This is a genomic window from Fictibacillus sp. FJAT-27399 (genome assembly GCF_001510655.1).
GTDB classification, from domain to species: Bacteria; Bacillota; Bacilli; order Bacillales; family Fictibacillaceae; genus Fictibacillus_C; species Fictibacillus_C marinisediminis.
Window position 1 is genome coordinate 83,451 of sequence record NZ_LMVC01000003.1, and the last position, 16,705, is coordinate 100,155.

At 36.5% G+C, this 16,705-nt stretch carries 17 protein-coding genes and 1 pseudogene; 12 read left to right on the plus strand and 6 right to left on the minus strand.

Features of this window, described 5'->3' with window-relative positions:
- The first annotated feature begins 10 nt into the window (after positions 1-10).
- The 4 genes from galE to AR335_RS14610 all read left to right on the plus strand — a co-directional run bounded on the left by galE (position 11) and on the right by AR335_RS14610 (position 2,549).
- Positions 11-1,036, plus strand: coding sequence for a UDP-glucose 4-epimerase GalE (galE, locus tag AR335_RS14595; protein WP_062237248.1), 1,026 nt, complete (start codon positions 11-13; stop codon positions 1,034-1,036).
- A 24-nt stretch (positions 1,037-1,060) separates the two neighbouring features.
- The gene (locus AR335_RS14600; RefSeq protein WP_062237251.1) at positions 1,061-1,489 is read left to right on the plus strand and encodes a VanZ family protein; all 429 of its coding nucleotides are present in this window, start codon (positions 1,061-1,063) and stop codon (positions 1,487-1,489) included.
- Between the two features lie 24 nt (positions 1,490-1,513).
- The gene (locus AR335_RS14605) at positions 1,514-1,990 is read left to right on the plus strand and encodes a YkyB family protein (protein WP_062237253.1); all 477 of its coding nucleotides are present in this window, start codon (positions 1,514-1,516) and stop codon (positions 1,988-1,990) included.
- Between the two features lie 127 nt (positions 1,991-2,117).
- The gene (locus AR335_RS14610; RefSeq protein WP_062237254.1) at positions 2,118-2,549 is read left to right on the plus strand and encodes a YkyB family protein; all 432 of its coding nucleotides are present in this window, start codon (positions 2,118-2,120) and stop codon (positions 2,547-2,549) included.
- Here AR335_RS14610 and AR335_RS14615 read toward each other — a convergent pair whose 3' ends face one another.
- Complete coding sequence (locus AR335_RS14615; protein WP_062237256.1) at positions 2,550-3,395, minus strand: hypothetical protein; 846 nt, start codon at positions 3,393-3,395, stop codon at positions 2,550-2,552.
- A 276-nt stretch (positions 3,396-3,671) separates the two neighbouring features.
- Here AR335_RS14615 and AR335_RS14620 point away from each other — a divergent pair, with 276 nt between their 5' ends.
- The 5 genes and pseudogenes from AR335_RS14620 (at position 3,672) to AR335_RS14640 (ending at position 7,569) form a co-directional block, all read left to right on the plus strand.
- Positions 3,672-3,872 carry a hypothetical protein gene (locus AR335_RS14620; RefSeq protein ID WP_156419008.1) on the plus strand — a complete coding sequence of 67 codons (201 nt, stop codon included), beginning with the start codon at positions 3,672-3,674 and terminating at the stop codon, positions 3,870-3,872.
- A 248-nt stretch (positions 3,873-4,120) separates the two neighbouring features.
- Positions 4,121-4,647, plus strand: a pseudogene (gene istB / locus AR335_RS14625) (IS21-like element helper ATPase IstB).
- A gap of 734 nt (positions 4,648-5,381) precedes the next feature.
- Positions 5,382-5,924: a hypothetical protein gene (locus AR335_RS14630; RefSeq protein WP_062237262.1), complete on the plus strand. Its 543-nt coding sequence runs from the start codon at positions 5,382-5,384 to the stop codon at positions 5,922-5,924.
- A gap of 255 nt (positions 5,925-6,179) precedes the next feature.
- Entirely contained in the window at positions 6,180-7,280 is a 1,101-nt protein-coding gene (locus AR335_RS14635) for a hypothetical protein (protein ID WP_062237264.1), read from the plus strand.
- Positions 7,249-7,569: a hypothetical protein gene (locus AR335_RS14640; RefSeq protein ID WP_062237266.1), complete on the plus strand. Its 321-nt coding sequence runs from the start codon at positions 7,249-7,251 to the stop codon at positions 7,567-7,569. The genes AR335_RS14635 and AR335_RS14640 overlap by 32 nt, the downstream gene beginning before the upstream one ends.
- A gap of 151 nt (positions 7,570-7,720) precedes the next feature.
- Here AR335_RS14640 and AR335_RS14645 read toward each other — a convergent pair whose 3' ends face one another.
- The 3 genes from AR335_RS14645 to AR335_RS14655 form a co-directional block, all read right to left on the minus strand.
- The gene (locus tag AR335_RS14645) at positions 7,721-8,224 is read right to left on the minus strand and encodes an NAD(P)-dependent oxidoreductase (protein WP_369795846.1); all 504 of its coding nucleotides are present in this window, start codon (positions 8,222-8,224) and stop codon (positions 7,721-7,723) included.
- 51 nt (positions 8,225-8,275) lie between these two features.
- Positions 8,276-9,565: an esterase/lipase family protein gene (locus AR335_RS14650; protein WP_062237272.1), complete on the minus strand. Its 1,290-nt coding sequence runs from the start codon at positions 9,563-9,565 to the stop codon at positions 8,276-8,278.
- Between the two features lie 404 nt (positions 9,566-9,969).
- Positions 9,970-11,745, minus strand: coding sequence for a GmrSD restriction endonuclease domain-containing protein (locus tag AR335_RS14655; RefSeq protein ID WP_062237280.1), 1,776 nt, complete (start codon positions 11,743-11,745; stop codon positions 9,970-9,972).
- Between the two features lie 213 nt (positions 11,746-11,958).
- On the opposite strand from AR335_RS14655, the gene AR335_RS14660 reads away from it, so the two are divergent.
- A complete protein-coding gene (locus AR335_RS14660; protein WP_234293308.1) occupies positions 11,959-12,144 on the plus strand; it encodes a hypothetical protein in 186 nt (61 codons plus the stop codon).
- A gap of 443 nt (positions 12,145-12,587) precedes the next feature.
- On the opposite strand, the gene AR335_RS14665 is transcribed toward AR335_RS14660, so the two are convergent.
- The gene (locus tag AR335_RS14665) at positions 12,588-13,124 is read right to left on the minus strand and encodes a DinB family protein (RefSeq protein WP_062237282.1); all 537 of its coding nucleotides are present in this window, start codon (positions 13,122-13,124) and stop codon (positions 12,588-12,590) included.
- Between the two features lie 37 nt (positions 13,125-13,161).
- Positions 13,162-14,085 carry an ArsR/SmtB family transcription factor gene (locus AR335_RS14670; RefSeq protein ID WP_062237284.1) on the minus strand — a complete coding sequence of 308 codons (924 nt, stop codon included), beginning with the start codon at positions 14,083-14,085 and terminating at the stop codon, positions 13,162-13,164.
- A 332-nt stretch (positions 14,086-14,417) separates the two neighbouring features.
- On the opposite strand from AR335_RS14670, the gene AR335_RS14675 reads away from it, so the two are divergent.
- Positions 14,418-15,683, plus strand: a complete 1,266-nt coding sequence (locus AR335_RS14675) for an extracellular solute-binding protein (protein WP_062237286.1) — start codon at positions 14,418-14,420, stop codon at positions 15,681-15,683.
- A gap of 176 nt (positions 15,684-15,859) precedes the next feature.
- Complete coding sequence (locus tag AR335_RS14680) at positions 15,860-16,705, plus strand: carbohydrate ABC transporter permease (protein ID WP_234293333.1); 846 nt, start codon at positions 15,860-15,862, stop codon at positions 16,703-16,705.

The window sequence follows — 16,705 nt, forward strand, 5'->3', positions numbered from 1 at the left end:
GAGGAATAATATGTCCATTCTAGTAACCGGAGGCGCTGGCTACATCGGCAGCCATACATGTGTTGAACTTTTAAATGCCGGATATGAGGTTGTGGTCGTGGACAACCTATCCAATAGTCACATAGAATCTTTAAATAGAGTTAACGAAATTACAAACAAATCGCTTGTTTTTGAACAAGTCGATCTATTGGATAAAATTGAATTAGAGCGCGTGTTTATTGAACATGATATTGAGGCAGTTATTCACTTTGCCGGATTAAAAGCAGTGGGCGAGTCTGTAAATAAACCGCTTTATTATTATCAAAATAACATTGCCGGAACGCTTGTACTTTGCGAGGTAATGCAGCAATTTAATGTGAAGAAGATGGTGTTCAGCTCTTCCGCTACAGTCTATGGATTGACAGATCAAGTTCCAATTTCAGAAGGAGTATCACTCGGGGCTACTAATCCGTATGGCCGTACAAAACTCATGATTGAAGAAATCCTCCGTGACCTGTATGTATCTGATAATGAATGGAGTATCTCCCTTCTTCGCTACTTTAACCCGGTTGGGGCTCATAAGAGCGGACAAATTGGGGAAGATCCAAATGGTATTCCCAACAATTTAACACCTTATATCACTCAAGTAGCTGTAGGCAAACTGCAAGAACTTCAAGTGTTTGGCAACGATTATGACACTGTAGATGGGACAGGCGTTAGAGATTATATCCATGTCGTAGATTTGGCAAAAGGTCACTTAAAAGCACTGGATAAGGAAATGAAGAGTGAAGGTGTAGAGGCTTATAACCTTGGCACAGGTAAGGGCTATAGTGTGTTGGAAGTTTTACGTGCTTTTGAAAAAGCAACAGGAAAAACGATTCCTTACAAAGTAGTCGATCGCCGGCCTGGTGATGTAGCTGTTAGCTATGCTGATCCAACAAAAGCAAAAGAAGAGCTTGGCTGGGAAGCAGAAAAAGGTTTGGATGATATGTGCCGTGATGCGTGGAACTGGCAAAAGAACAATGTTCATGGTTTTAAAGAAGAAGTTATAAAGTAATGTTCCTATGGTTATAACTGAGGTATGAATACATTTAAATTACTTATCGTTATTATATGGGCGCTTTTTTTGGGACTTCATACCTTTACGGACAATTTAGAAGCTTTATTAAGCAATCAATCTATTAAATTTACATGGAATGCATCTCCAGACTTTTTATCTTTCTTTAATCTATCGGATATCACGTTGATCCATCCTTCCTTTTATCTTGTAAAAACCGGACATTTGATTGGGTTTGGAATTTTAGACTTACTGGTATTTGTATGGTTAAGAAATCACAGAAAATCGATGCTGCTTACATTTTGTTTTGCCGTATTTACAGAAATTCTTCAGCTTTACTTTGGCAGGGATGGTCGGTTATATGATGTGGTTATTGATTCGTTAGGCATTGTTATTGTTTATCAGTTGTTAAAGCTAAACAAAAGTGAGAAAGCATCGATTCCCTGGGAATAGATGCTTTTTTACAGAGGGGATACCATGAAAACAACCATTCAAGATGTACATAAAGCGATCTATATTATTAATATCCATGCGAAAAATGCGCCTGCACTCTATCCCATGAAGCATCGAGCGATCCAGAAATTGCTGAAGGAAGGTCGAGCTGTAAAGATAGGTTTAACCTATTCACCCAACCCGGGAAAAGCGTTGCAGCGGTTAAATGTGCTCATAAGAGTCGGAGATTTCTTATTTCATCTTCCCTCCACGAAAGAAGATCGAAGAAACTTGGAAATCCTAGAAGATGATCCCGAATATCGTAACCCCAAAGTATATATGCCTTTGAAACGTGCGAAGCGACTTTTAGAGTTATACTCCCCTTTGCTAGAGTCACCAGTTGATAAGGAGCCCCTACAAAAACAACCTACTACCTATATCGGGTTATCCGGCTATTTAAATGGTAAAGTCAATAATGGTATCGATGCTGCTTACGTGTTGTTTTGCTGTATGATGTGGTGATTGACTCGTAAGGCATTGTTATGGTATATCAATGGTTAAAACTCATAAACAAGAGTGAGAAAGCATCATTTCCCTATAAAATAGATGCTTTCTCCATTTAATCTAAATTCTTTGAAGGTTGGATAGAATGAAAACGACAACCCAAGATCTAGCGATAGCCATCTATATTATTAACAAACACGCGAAAAATGCACCTGCTCTTTATGAGATGAAGCAGCGGGCGATTGAGAAGCTGCTGAAGCAGGGTAAAGCACAGAAAGTAGGGCTAAATTATTCCCCGAATCCGGGTAAAGCCTTGCAGCGACTGGATGTCCTGGTTCAAGTTGAAGATTATTTGTTTCATCTTCCCTCTACAAAAGAAGACCGGAAAACACTAAACATTCTGGAGTACGAAGCACAGATCCGCAATCCTAAAGCATCAATGCCTCTAAAACGGGCCAAGCAAATTTTAGAGGCTTATTCGCCTTTGCCAAAACCCCCAGCTGTTAAGCATTCCCGTCCAAAGCAAAGACCAAAATATATTGGGATCTCCACCTATTTGAATGGTCCAAGGAAATAATCATGATTCTCCAGAGTCTTCGTTCAGCCAATCATACCCCAGCACATTGAAATAGCTCTCTCGCCTTCGTTCCACCGTCAGCATTCCATAAACAACACCATAGAAGTACTGAGCAAAGCTTGTCTTAATCTTTTGCCGCTTATACTGGTAAACAGTGATCTTGAAACCTTGGATCACTTCCGGGATCAGCATCTCCAGCGGCTTTTCAATATTCAATTTCTTGTAGGCAACCCGAGCTTTTTGCCAGAGAGAGCAGATCTCTGCAGCGGTTGTGAAGAACGGTTTGACCGCCTGCATAAAGTCCCTCGGTATGTAATCAGGAAGATAGGAATAATCCAATGTCGGGGAAAATGCGGGTTGCTTACGTATGGTTTTGGTTTTTAATCTTTCGTTTGTTTCTATGTTTTTAGTTTCTGATGCCGGAATGTCGGGATTCTTCATAGAGCTGCAAGGTGTTTGAGGGCTTTGCCGGCCTGTCAATCTTTGTGGCAGCGGTCTGTCAAAATGATGGAACACAAAAATGTTGTGGGCATATCCGCCCTTATTCCGAATCGTGTGGTGTATGGAGATGATTCCAAACTTTCTTGCTTTGCGAAGCATGCGTTCCACCGTGGAACGGGAAATGCCTCCCTTTTCATGGCAGGCGGCAACAAGCGTACCGATTCTTGCATTGCATACGCCGATGACTTTGGCACTATATCGTGTGAGCTGGTGAAAGGCGATCAGCTCCCCCTTCGTAAACTTCTCCTTATGTACCTCCAAGAATTGTTTGTTTGATTCATTGAACTCCTTTATCGTTTGAAACTCACTCAAGTTTTTAAAATTCGTAATCTTTCCAGGCACCATTGGGCTCTTCCTCTCTATAAAAAGGTCTTCACTCTTTAAATAGAGAAAAGGGGGGAAAAGGAGTCATGGCTTTGAATATTTTTTGAGGGAGCTTGAGATGGATAGAAGAAATAGCTAACCAACGCATCCACTCTACTACAGAACGTAAACCGGTCGAACTTTGGTTGAAAGAGTCACTACAGCCTCTTTAATCCATCTATGTATGATTCCAGTTATATTACCTATCGAAAGATTGGTAAAGATGGGGTTATGAACTACCACTCAAGAAAGATTTTAATGGGTTCAAAATTTGCAGGGCAAGAAGTAATGATTAATGAAACACTAAGTGGAAAGATCACGGTTTATTATCATGGGGAGGCCATTTTAACCTATACAAGAGACGACAAGGTTCGCTCCAAGAATGCATGGTATGGTATATTATTTTTAGAAGCTTCTTCAGTAAGGGTTCTCCATCAGATTGAATTGTGGGTAATTTGAGCGATTCGCAATATGTGTCAATAGCTTGATTCATTTTCTATTGCTCTCCTTCTTGAAGGAATTGGTCGTAAACGCTTAAGGGACGAACAGCGACCTCTATATCCTGTGCAGCGTGGAAGGTGCCAGCCTTTAAACGCTGCTTTTTTCTTTGCTCGAAGAGTGGTAGAACTGGAAGTGGAAATTAAGTTTGTATAGAGCGAAGTAGACGGACTCTCTTAAAGCTCTCTAGGTTACCATTTAAGAAGACGTTGGATACGTTTGATTTTGATCATGTTAAAGGCATGTCCCGTAGGGACATTGAAGAATATTTAAGCCTTAGTTTCATTGAACAGAATAAGAATTTAATTTTCCAGGGCCCTCCTGGAGTCGGTAAAACCATTTAGCCGTTTCTATCGCCTTGGAAGCGATACGAAAAGGTTTGAAAACGTACTTTATGACAGCACAAGAGCTCGTTACTACACTTGAAACAGCAGATTCACAGGGTAAATTGGATAAAAAGATGAGAGGGCTTGCCAAGCCTTCTCTTCTGATCATCGACGAAATGGGTTACTTGAACTTATATAATAATGGTGGACATTACTTATTTCAGGTGATCAGCCGAAGGTATGAAAACAGCTCGATCTTCTTAACATCTAATAAGACGTTCAGCCAGTGGGGAGAAGTTTTAGGAGATGGAATTATAGCAACAGCTATTTTAGACCGTCTGCTTTACCACTCTCGTGTGTTTTCAGTGGATGGACAGAGTTATCGATTGAATGAAAAAGGCACCCGTTAAGGTGCCACTTTTGTACAATTTTACCCCGACGATTTTGTATAAAATTAAACGTCCTTGACAACAGAGAATAAATATTCAAGTTTACTTAATATATTATCGACCAGGGATAACATGATAAAGCCCTTTCAAATCAATAAAAAAATACTTTTTAATCTTTAATAATGAGGTTTGCAAATATCAAAATCTTTATAAAATCAAAAGATTGTTAACCAACAATAACTCGAAGGATGGACTAGAAGACATTGAATCTTCATCAATCTCCAATGATAAAATCATTTATTTCAGGGTTTATAATTCTGATAGAGAAGTAGCAAAAATGAACGTTCGCTATGAACCAAGAAGAGACAAAATATATATTGGTATTTTGGAAGTCTTTGAAAAAAGAATAGGAATAGGCAGTGTTTTAATTGTTAAAGGCTCTTGCACTTATATTCGGGGTAAAAATAATTACCAGTATTATTAGGTCGTTGGGGGAATAATCTATAGAAGAATTAAAGGGGTTTTATAGAAAGAATGGCTTTGCAATACTAGAAGATAATGAGATCGAGTTAAGGATTTCATATGAAAATAATATATTATAGAAAGTTGTAATTTACAGAATATCCTATTATAGGAGGAGAAACGTCTCTGTTACCTTAATTAGGATGATTTATATGATCAATTTAATGAGTTATTAAATCCTACGGAAACAGAATTGAACATAATCTCTTAAATAAAGGTTAGAGGAGATCTCAATGGACGAGTTTAATGAATTGAAATGCTTATTTAATTCAGCTAATAAAATATATTTACTGGAGCAGAAGAATTTAATTCAAAGAGGAGTCTCAGAACGAACACTTTGTGGTCAATTGATGCTCTATTTAAATAAGGCTATCGAGAAGACAAAATATGATCAATATTATGTTGATGTTGAATACAACCGGAATTTCAATCGTAAAATCAAGACAATTGTTAATGGACGGGGAGAAATTATAACAATTAATTGTGACTTAATCATTCATAGTAGAGGGGAAAACATTCATCAAGATAACTTGATTGCTATAGAAATGAAAAAGTCTACAGGAAGTAGAGTTAATAAAGAAAGAGATAAAGAACGCTTAAAGGCGTTAACGACACAAGTGCTTTATGTGTTTAGCGACTACAGAAAGCAGTTTCCTGAACACGTATTTGGATATATATTAGGTATTTACTATGAAATTGATATTCGTCACATGAAAGTATTTTTAGAGTTTTATCAAGATGGAAAGCTAATAGATGAAGAGAACATAAATATATAAGACTTAATTTATAATACAACAAACCGATTACAAAAGAATTAGTGAAATTTTTAAGAAATAATTTAATTATTATTTAAATTTGCGTTTTGAAACAGTCACTTACTGATTTTTGTTTATATAATACAATTACAAAAAGTTTAAGGCGGTGCCAATGAACTAACCAAAAGCTTATGGTGTATTTTCTAAACGAAAGAATTATTTTTTTAGAGATTCTGAATACGGGTTTATAAATAAAGTTGGAATAGGAGATTTGTAATGCATTTTCTTCTGAAAGTTTATGCATTGTTGTTATGGGTATACTCTAATGTTATTTTTTATATTTTAAAATGGGTTGATCAAACGATAGATTCGACTTGGGGAACAGTAGTTTTTCAGTATTTAGCACTACAAATAATTGCAATTTTGGTACTCTCTATTATTCAAGAAGTAATAGGGGAAATTAGATACAGATTGAAAGTCTTTTATAATAAATTAAGAAGAAACAAAAAATTAGGCATTATAAGATTTTTAAGTGAATTGTATTATATATATGATAAGGTTCTTTATAAGATTCAACCTAGGATCTACTATAAAAACCAGCCATCTAATAATAATAGAATGGATGCTACTAATGCGTATAGCATTTTAAATGTATATGAAAATTTAATAAGGTTTGCAGTTTTCATATTTAGAATTTCTATTTTCAATCTAATTTCTTGGTACTTTATTATTTCTTATCACCAGCCTACTATGATGGTGGAATTTTTGAAATTTATTTTTTTCCATGTTCACTTATATTTGGCTCATTTTAACTTAAAAACAATTAATGAATTAGTCAGCTTGGCAACACTCATTTCTTCTGTTTTGGTTCTATTCGTACTTAGAAGATCTCAGTTAACTTCAAAAGCAAAAAGAAAACTATATGATGAAAAATATGAAAAAGCTATAAAATTACATGTTGAAAATTTGTCTGCTTTAAGTAAAATGATCTACTTTTCTAGAGAAAATATTGATCACCTTTCATATATTATTGATTACATAGTTGACAATTTTTGCAAAGAAATTGCTTGTAATTATGGATATGAATTGTCTAATAATAAATTAATTAATTCTAAAAATAACTATAACATTTATGAAAGAGCAGTGTCTCTGTTTGAGTACTTTAATTCTTTCAAATTAGAAGCGGATATTATAAAAAAAAACATGAAATTAATAAAAGACGAGAACATATCTGATGCTTATTTTATTATAAATAAATCCTTATCTTATGAAAAAAACATTTTATCCCTCAGTCCATATTCCACTAAATTATGGATTGAAACGCACTTGTTGGATAGAGATGCGCTTGAGAAAACTTATAAAAAATTTTATAGATAGGAACGAGTATTTAAAAGCTCAATTTGAAGCAATTAGTACAAATAATAAATTAACATTAAGAAATAAAACTATAAATGAGATGTCTGCATCATCTGATGAGGTAACAGGGAGTCCCTCCCCTATAGAGATTATTGAAAAAAAGTTAGAGCAAGCAGCTTGCGATTTGAAAGATAATTTAACTTCACTTTTAGCTGATGCAGTTTATTATTATATTGTTGGTGAGCGATATGTTGAAAAATCAACTCAAGCGTCAAAACTTAAGTTTAAGGATTATCTGTTTGGAAAGTAAATATAAATGTAAATGAGGAATTATATCTTAATAGATACCCGTACACTCTTGTGTACGGGTATCACTTCTTTTTTAGACGAAAATTGCTTTATTTTTCACGGTAATAAATTCCTAAGGCATTTGAATACTAGTAAGCTTAGAAAAGATTAATTCAATTACAAAGAGTATCTGCCATCTGCTTGGGACTATTCCTAAAGGCATCAATGGTACTTCCCGCAATATGAGTAGTAATCGTTACATTGTCCAGCTTTAATAGATCGTCATTTGGATCTAGGGGTTCATGATCAAACACATCCAGGGCAGCCCCCATGATTTTCTTTTCCTTAAGACTTTGAACTAGTGCTTTCTCATCAATGAGACCCGAGCGTGCAGTGCTGATAAGCACGGCGGAAGGTTTCATTTTGTCCAGTTCCTTCTTGCCGATAAAGTGCTGGGTGCCCTTGCTTAGACGAAGGTGGAGGGAAACCACATCTGATTCCTTTAATAAAGTATCCAAATCCACCTTTTTATATGGAGCGGGTACTTCCCCGGTGTACTCGTCGTAAACGATGATGTTGCATTCCAATGTGTGTAAGTTTATTGCGTGTCTCTTGATAGGATGGTTGCAAGTTAGATAATGGTTGATATAAAAAAGGCTACTTACTATTGAAAACAATTCTAAAATTATTATCTGGGGTATCGTTCCAACTAATTTATAATATAGTTTTTAAATCGAGTATTGTAGTGCTTGATTTAGTGGTATTTCAAAATTTCCTGAATTAAAGTAATTAATATGAGACCATTGCTTTTCTTTTATATAAAGCATGGATATTTTATTTATTATAACCATATTATTTATTGAAACTAATCCGTCTGAAGAGCTAAAGTATTTGGCTCCAGCTAATGTGAAATATTTTTTGTGATAATTATCTCTAGAATTTAACTTATCAATAAATTTAGTTTTATTGGTTAAATCATGGAGTCCATCTATGTTTCTTGACCGTACCAAATCCTGAAAATCTTTTTCTTTTATTTGAATGATGTTACTAAGTACTAAAATAAATCGTGATATTAAAGGTACACTAGGTAAGCGACTTCCATTGTTAGGCGTCCCAGCCATTATAATGTATTTTATTTTTGAATTGTTAATAATCATAGATGATCGGCTAACCAAGCCCCCCATACTATGAGCAATGACTAAAACATCATCATTATTATATTTTTTAGAAAGGTGCTTTATTTCTATTTCTAGCAATTTACTGCTTACATTTATACTTTGATTAATGGTGAGGTAATCAAATCCATACACTGTGTAATTATTTTCTAAATGATTGATTAGGTGGAAATAGGAACTGCCAATTCTAGATGCTAAACCATGAACTATTATAATTGGGGGCTTATTACCAGGCTCAATTGTTTCTTTTTTTTCGACAATATCTCCATTAATTTGTAATCTTGTTAATCCAAGGTCATCATGAACATCTTTATATAGATTTTTAAATTTGCCAACAACAATTAAAAATTTATTATTATAACCTCCACTTAGTAAATATTTTAGCCTGTTTTGGGAAGATTCCATACTTTTTGAAAGATAATCTAGGTCATCTGAATCAAAGTTCAATAAATAATTAATCTCTTTCTTTTTAATATAAACTTTATATCCTTGGCTTATAGGAATGTGTTCAAACAATTGAGTTCTAGGAGAAACATTAGCTGCTAAGTCTTCGAAGTTTAAATCTTTATCATCTAGCAACTTGAGATAGAAATCTTGAATCGCAAAGACAAATTCATTTTTCGAGCAAATTACTTCATATGTTATGTCGGGTTCCCTGTTGTTTTTATTAGTTAAATCAATCTGATAAACATTATTAATATCACAGTATGGTAACTCATTTAGAAAATTACTTTGTGTTTTCATCTTGGTTATTGAAATATTATTTACTTCCTGGTATTGTTCATCATTTTTACTTTGATTATCTATGACTAATTTGTTTTCATTAGTATTAAATTTAAACATAATTATTTGCCTCCAAGAAAAATATTTTAGAGATGAAACCCTATAACCAATATTTACTCTATCCACTCCTACACCTTATAAATATATACCTTATTTTACCATATGTTAATGTCAAAGATATATAGATTTTGTATCTTCAGATCAATCCTAAGATAATATCCTAGTCCGTAATACAAACTCCTTTAATGTCTTGTTTTATTTAGAGAATTGAGCATGCGTGTCGTGTATTCTTTTTGATCAGCTATCAGACTATTAACTTCACGTGGAATTCAGCAATTTTGTGTTAAAGCATTCCGTTTCACAAGTTACAAACAAAGTAAGCTCCTAGTCTCATGCTAGGAGCTTACTTTGTGTTTTTGAAAAATGTTGATAAGAAGGAAATATATGAAGATGAACCCTCTATTTTAAAAACGCTGATTTAGAGTAGCCCTTGCCATCTGTTTTCCCATAGCTTTCTCAATAATACTTAATAACTTTTCTTCTCTTTTTTCAAAGAAGGCATCAAAGTCATTCAGTCTTAATGATTCAGGGTCGATGACGTGAGAATGAAGGATTTCATCCATTCGATCCTTTGATATTCCGGTGTTCTTTTGGATTCGTTCCAAGTACGAACTAGGAGCGTTTCCTCCAATCATTCGGTTGGTTTTTGCAGATAACGGTGTTTTATTGACAATGCTGTCAAATTTCCCTCGATCAATATTCTTTGATATGCAATAAGCGGTCGGGAAGATATGATGAATGTCAATTTGATCATCAAAGTACATTTGGACAGTGACAGTTTCTCCACTTCGAAAATCTTGCCCGCCTTCACGTAAAAGCAATGTGGAAATTCCTTTATAGGCAGCACTGTTTCTAGTGCGAAGTGTGTATAGCCTGGAAGGAGAGAAGTTGGCCTCCTGAACGGTAGAGGGTGCGTTTCCGCCACTGATCCACTCTAAAACTTCTTGAACGTCTTTAGCGAATCTGGTTTCAATTGTACTCCCATATAATTCTCCTAATACCCCGCACCAGAACCACTGGGCAATTCTTTGTCGAATACGGTCGTTGTATACTTTGTCTCCGAGAATCGCATAGATGGCTGCTAAAGGTACCAGTTGAGTACGATAGGGAAGGTCTCTTTCTGAAAAAATATTTTGGCTGAAAAGAAACTTTGCCCCACTTTCATATCCTGCAGTGGCTAGTTCTGCCCACTTTTTATATTCCTGTAAGCTTAGTTTAAGCACATCTTTTCGTTTGCAGCTGATAGGTACATCAGAGTTTTCCCTTTTACGGTCGTAGGTGGCCAATAAACTGATGGTTTGCAGGAAATCTGTACTTTGATTGGATTTAAGTACTTTTTGTTGAAATAGCCTTTTCTCTCTAGCCTCCCAGTCCTTTCTCAGATTAAAATCCTCTGCCGCAAATGTAGCAGTGAGAAGCTCAAAAGCCGTTAGCGGGACCCCTCCTGTGTTTACTTTTTCAAACACCTGGCAGACCGCTTCTTTTGGTGTTTCTTTTCTTAAGATAATTAAAGGGATCTGGTATTGCTGAAAACGCTGGATGATGTCGGAAAAATGGTTCCAGGTTTGCAGTCTCTCTTGTATGTTCTCAGGGTCAATCTGTAAAAATTTCATTTGCCATTCCGTAATCTTGGCGGTATCAAAAATCCGAGTGAATGGAAACAACCCAGCTTCGCACTCCTTCTCCAAGGTAGAATAATCGCTTTTGACCTGTCCACGAAAATTTTTGATTACTTTATCTTCTGGCAGGCCGATAATCGAGTCTTCCCGATCAAAAAAAGGATCTAATGCTTTATGGATGTCTATGTAGTACCATCTCTTTATTGTCTTTCCTCTAATATCCCTGGTTACTACCGGCTGTTCCAAGTGGAGCGACTGAGTTAAAGAAGTAAGCCGCTGCTGGCCATCCAAAATCAGCCGCTCTGGTTCTTGTGCTTGCAGCAAATTTACTCCTTCAACAGGTTTCGGCTTAAAATTAACCTCACTGTTCCCAGTTTGCAACATCATAACAGCTCCAATAGGATAAGACAAAGATACACTGGCGATCAAGCTTTTAATATGGGTATCATCCCAAACCCAACCCCGCTGAAAATCAGGAAGTTGAGTTTTCCCAGAGCTTATACTCTTTAACAGATCTTGCAGGGATTCCTTTGTACTGTCAAAGTTTGTTACAGAGGTCATGTTTTACACGCTCCTTTTTAAACGGTTTAAAATGGATAGTATCACTATGAAATAATTTTGAATGATCTCTTTACCATTTCCATTCCCCAAGTTGTTTATAGTTGAACACTCTATTTATCGGGAACTTATATTATGGGTATGTGCAAGCGGAAAGAGGTAATAGGTTATAAAAATGAAAGACGGTTCTAAGTTTGAACAGAAGGAGAACGGTAGATGAGTAAAATGGCAATTAAGATACTTCTTAATGGTCCGGTTGGTAAATATATAGTACCTATAAGAAAGCTCACTGGTTTAGGAATTACAGACATAAAAACGAAAATTGAGAATAAAGATTTGTTTGCTGAAACGGATGCAGACGATATTGGTGAAATGGAAAATTTAAAAGGCTTGTCTTATTAAATTAGGTGCAAATGTAAAAATATTTGATAATGATCAATTGGGCAAGGAACTTTTAATTATCAAGAAATTTCTTACGAATATAGCTTCTATTGTTATTCAATCAGAGAAAGATAGAAATTTAAGAATGAGTGAGAATCTGGTCGTTATTGAAGATAGTGTGGAATTGACAAGGGGGGGGCTTGATGACAACATTACAGCAATGAATTTTTATGGGTTTTTATCTCAGAGGTTATTGGATACGAAAGAAGCATCGGGAAGAAGATTTTTAAGTGAGTGAGGAGTAATTATGTACGGACAATATGATTTCATATACGCAACTTAATTAGTGGAACAATTAAAAGAGGCTGTAAATAAAATGAAAGGATAAACATGTAAGCTCCCTATAATGTAATAACGAGCGCAACCCAATGCTTTAGAATTGCGCCCTATCGCGTATATACAAATTATTCTCGCTCCTTTGGCCAAGAGCCTTGTTGTTTACGAATTAATACAATTTGTCCTATATGGTATACGTTGTGTAAAATTTGACGGGCCAGGCCCCCAACAAGTTCCTCATCCAGCTGACTGTCATTGACTTGTGCCAGTGATTGACGCAAGTTTTCACAAATTAGGCGTGTTTCTGCCAAGACCGCCTTCCATTTTTCAGAGTCTGATGGATCCCCGATATCCCCAAAGGTATTCTCTGCCAAGACTGCCTGCCATTTAGAATTTGGTGGTTCCCCAATATCTCCAAATGAAGGCTTGTTAATAGATACCTTTTTTCTGGGCGTTGTGTCATTGATTTGTCTAACAAGTAGGGCGTTGTAATAATTCAGATGGTTCACAGTTTGCCAAATTGTATTCCCTCCTCCAGGAGGTTGCCAGCTTGCATCTGTGGAATTTAAACCCTCAAGAGCAGATTCTAAAGGTAAAAACCAGGTCTCAGTATCCCAACTAAAGTCAAATTCCATGCGAAAAATATCCATCAGTTCTAGGTTCATTTGCTTTCTCCCCTCACCTCAAGTTATTTTCTTTCAATTAAGAATAAATAATCCTCATTAAAATATTCTGTGGATAATCACCTAATTGATTTCCAAACAGGTTGATCCCCCCAATGTTCGGAGCATCGGATTTAATACCGATCCTGAAATTCAGATGTTTTTGTTTATCGACAAGTATATCTTTTAACGTAGTATTAGAAACCTGTATTTCATCTAAATAGCTTCCATCCTCGGTAATTTTCCATGATTTTAAAAGACCATACTGAGTGTGCCCCTCTGTCGGAAACCACACAGGGTTTAAATTCCCTTTCCTTTCACCAAAATCCCCGGGACATGTCCACGTACAAATTTCTTGATCATTGATCCATATCGTAATATCTGAAGGCCAATTATGGTCATAGTGAGGTGCCTCTGAACAGAGCTCCATTGAAAATTGAACAGACTGAATCTTTGCATTGGGCGGAAGCTGCAATGGGAATCGATAGTCGATATACCCCTTGCGGAACCAGATCAGTTGAGCATTCATTCTTTCCGGATGGTAAAATAATGCAGGTTCATCCAAGGGATCGAGTACCCCAGTCTTCGTAATGATTCCGCAGGTTGGCGAAATATTAGCATCAAAGTAATGACCAATCGGCATTTCCAGCTGATACATATTTTCTTTATTGCCATAACCAAGATCCATCCTTAAATCCATATGAATATCTTCAAAAACCCGCGAACAAACCTTCATTGTCCCCCTCGTTGCAGGAAGCAGTTCAGTATAGATGATCCCAGCTGTCTCTAATACTCGTATGTTTAAAGCAATAGTGGAAACTGGCAGATTTAATTGTTCGGCCATTTCATTGATGTTCATTTTTTTCGTATTTAATAATTTTAGAATATCGATTCTTACCTTTGACGAGAGAGCATGAGCTACCTTAATCAAAGCGTCGGATTCATCAATTGTGAGTTCTAGCAAGAAAATGCAACCCCTATCTTATTTTTATGAGGAGAACCTATGGCTCCATAATAAAGGAATATCTGGAAATGTAAAAAGATATTGACTTATCAAAATGAAAGCGTTATCTTAACAATTAATACAATAATACTGTTTCAAACATAATATTTGTATTAAATACTACAGTATTTGTTTCGAAAAAAACAGTATTTTTCTTGGTGCATCGATGATTAGTAACATAAATTTTCAGAATGTTTTAACTTTTGTCAGGAAGGAGGAACTAAGTGATCAAGCAGGTCATAGTTTTCTGTTTTTCCAGCTGCCTTAACTAATTAACGAGGGGGAAATTCAAGATGAATAAGAAAATCAAGGTAATAATTAGCTGTTTGATCATCGTTATTTTTATTCTTTCCTTAGGGGCGTGCAGTCAAAGTTCATCGTCTGATAAGGTAGGGAAAAATGAAATTGTGTTTTGGAATCCGTTTGTAGGTCCAGATGGTAAAAACATGCAGATGATGGTCGATGCCTATAACAAAACGAATCCGAAGTTTAAAGTGAGAAATATCTCACTAAAAGAAGCCGATATGTACGCAAAGATCCCTACCGTTGTCAATTCGGGCAGAAATATCCCTGATTTAAACATTGTTCATGCTGAACGGATCAAACAATTTGTGGACAAAGACATGCTGATTCCAATGGATGATTCCCTTGCAAAATATCCTGAAATTAAAGGTGGAAATTATGTAAAAGCGGGCTGGGATATTGGCAGCCTGGACAATAAGCGATATAGCGTCCCTTTGGATGTGCATAGCTTTGTTATGTACTACAACAAAGATCTGGCAGCCAAATATGCGCCTCATGCCCTTGATGATAATATCGTTACATTTGATGAAATAAAAGAAGCAGGCTTAAAAGCGAAAAAAGATGGTATTATAGCGACCCCTGTTACTTGGATGAAGCCTGCCTTCTTGTCGGTGTACAGCCAAATGGGTGGAAGCATTACGAGTGATGGTACGAAGCCGACTTTAAACACGGAACAAGCCGTAGACACGTTAAAACTCTACAATGGTTTTGTAAAGTCAGGCATCACCAATAAAGATGGCCAGGATGCGGGTCAAGTCTTTAAATCTGGAAAAGCGATCTTCTACCCCGAAGGAATCTGGATGCAAAATGATATTAAGAAGGCAAAGAATTTAAATTGGGGAATGACAAACTTCCCTCAGCTAAGTGATGACAAGAACAAAATGGTGAACTGGAGTTCTTCCCACCAATTTGTACTTCTTAAAAATCCTGAAAGAAACAAGAAGAAAACAGAAGGCGTCATAAAGTTTATTGACTGGGTAAGGGATAACTCCCTTCCATGGGCAGAAGCGGGGCAAAACCCGGCAGCATTAGCTACATTGGATAATCCTAAATATCAAAAGATGCCTCAATCCTTCTTGATTAAAGATGCAACAGAACAAAAATCGTTAAAAATCTTTGACTACAAGTACAACGGCTATATCTCTGAACAACTGGACAAGATCGGCAACGATACGGTATTTGGAAAGCTCGATATTAAGAAGGCTCTAAAGGATTCCCAGAAAACCGTAGAGGATAAGATTGCACAGGATAAGTAAGAGGAACCAGGTCTCCAGCAGAATGGATAGAAGGCAATGGGAGGATTTCTTCTATTGCCTTCTACTAAAAGAGAAGGAGAAAAAATATGGATCTTAAGCTGACTGAAAAAAAGAGAATAGACGTGCTTTCACCAGCCATGGGCAAGCCGCATCGTAAAGGAATCAATTTTTCGCCCATGATTTTTATCGGGCCGCATCTTTTGTTGTTTGCTCTATTTTTTCTTATCCCTATATTTTTTGGTGTGTACATTTCTTTTACGAACTGGGATTTGGTCAATACTCCCGAGTTTGTCGGGTTGGATAACTATAAGGAAATTTTATTCAATAAAGAATCAACGTTCTACACCCAGCTGCATACCGGGCTGGGAAATACCTTTAAATTTGTGGCTTTTACGGTTCCTGCCTGCATCATTATCCCCTTGCTTTTAGCTGCTGCACTCCATGTGAAACCAAAAGGGATGAAGATCTTTCAAGCGATTTTCTACTTGCCCGTATTGTTTTCCATTTCAGCTGTCATGATCATCTGGTCCATGATGTTTAACGTTTCGTTTGGACCGATTAATCATTATTTCACTTCCTCACCCAACTGGCTGGGCACACAGCCTTACGCATGGATCGCACTCGTCGTTGTAACAGTCTGGTGGGGGATCGGCGGGAACATGATCATTTACCAGGCAGCATTAAACGGAGTATCCAAAGAATACTATGAAGCTGCGTCACTGGACGGGGCAGGCAGGCTGCAAAAGTTTTTCCACATCACTCTTCCAAGTATAAAGAATCAGCTTCTGTTCACGATCGTCATTACAACCATCGCCCAGTTTAATATCTATGGACAGGCGCTCATGCTCACAAAGGGAGGTCCATCCAGTTCAACGACCGTGCTTCTTATGTATATCCAGCAGAATGCCTTTGGATCGGGTCAATCCATCGCAGGAATTGCATCCGCAATGGCGGTTATCCTTGGTCTGTGCATCATGGCTGTCTCGGTTATTCAATTTTTCTTATTAAGAGAGAGGAAGTAG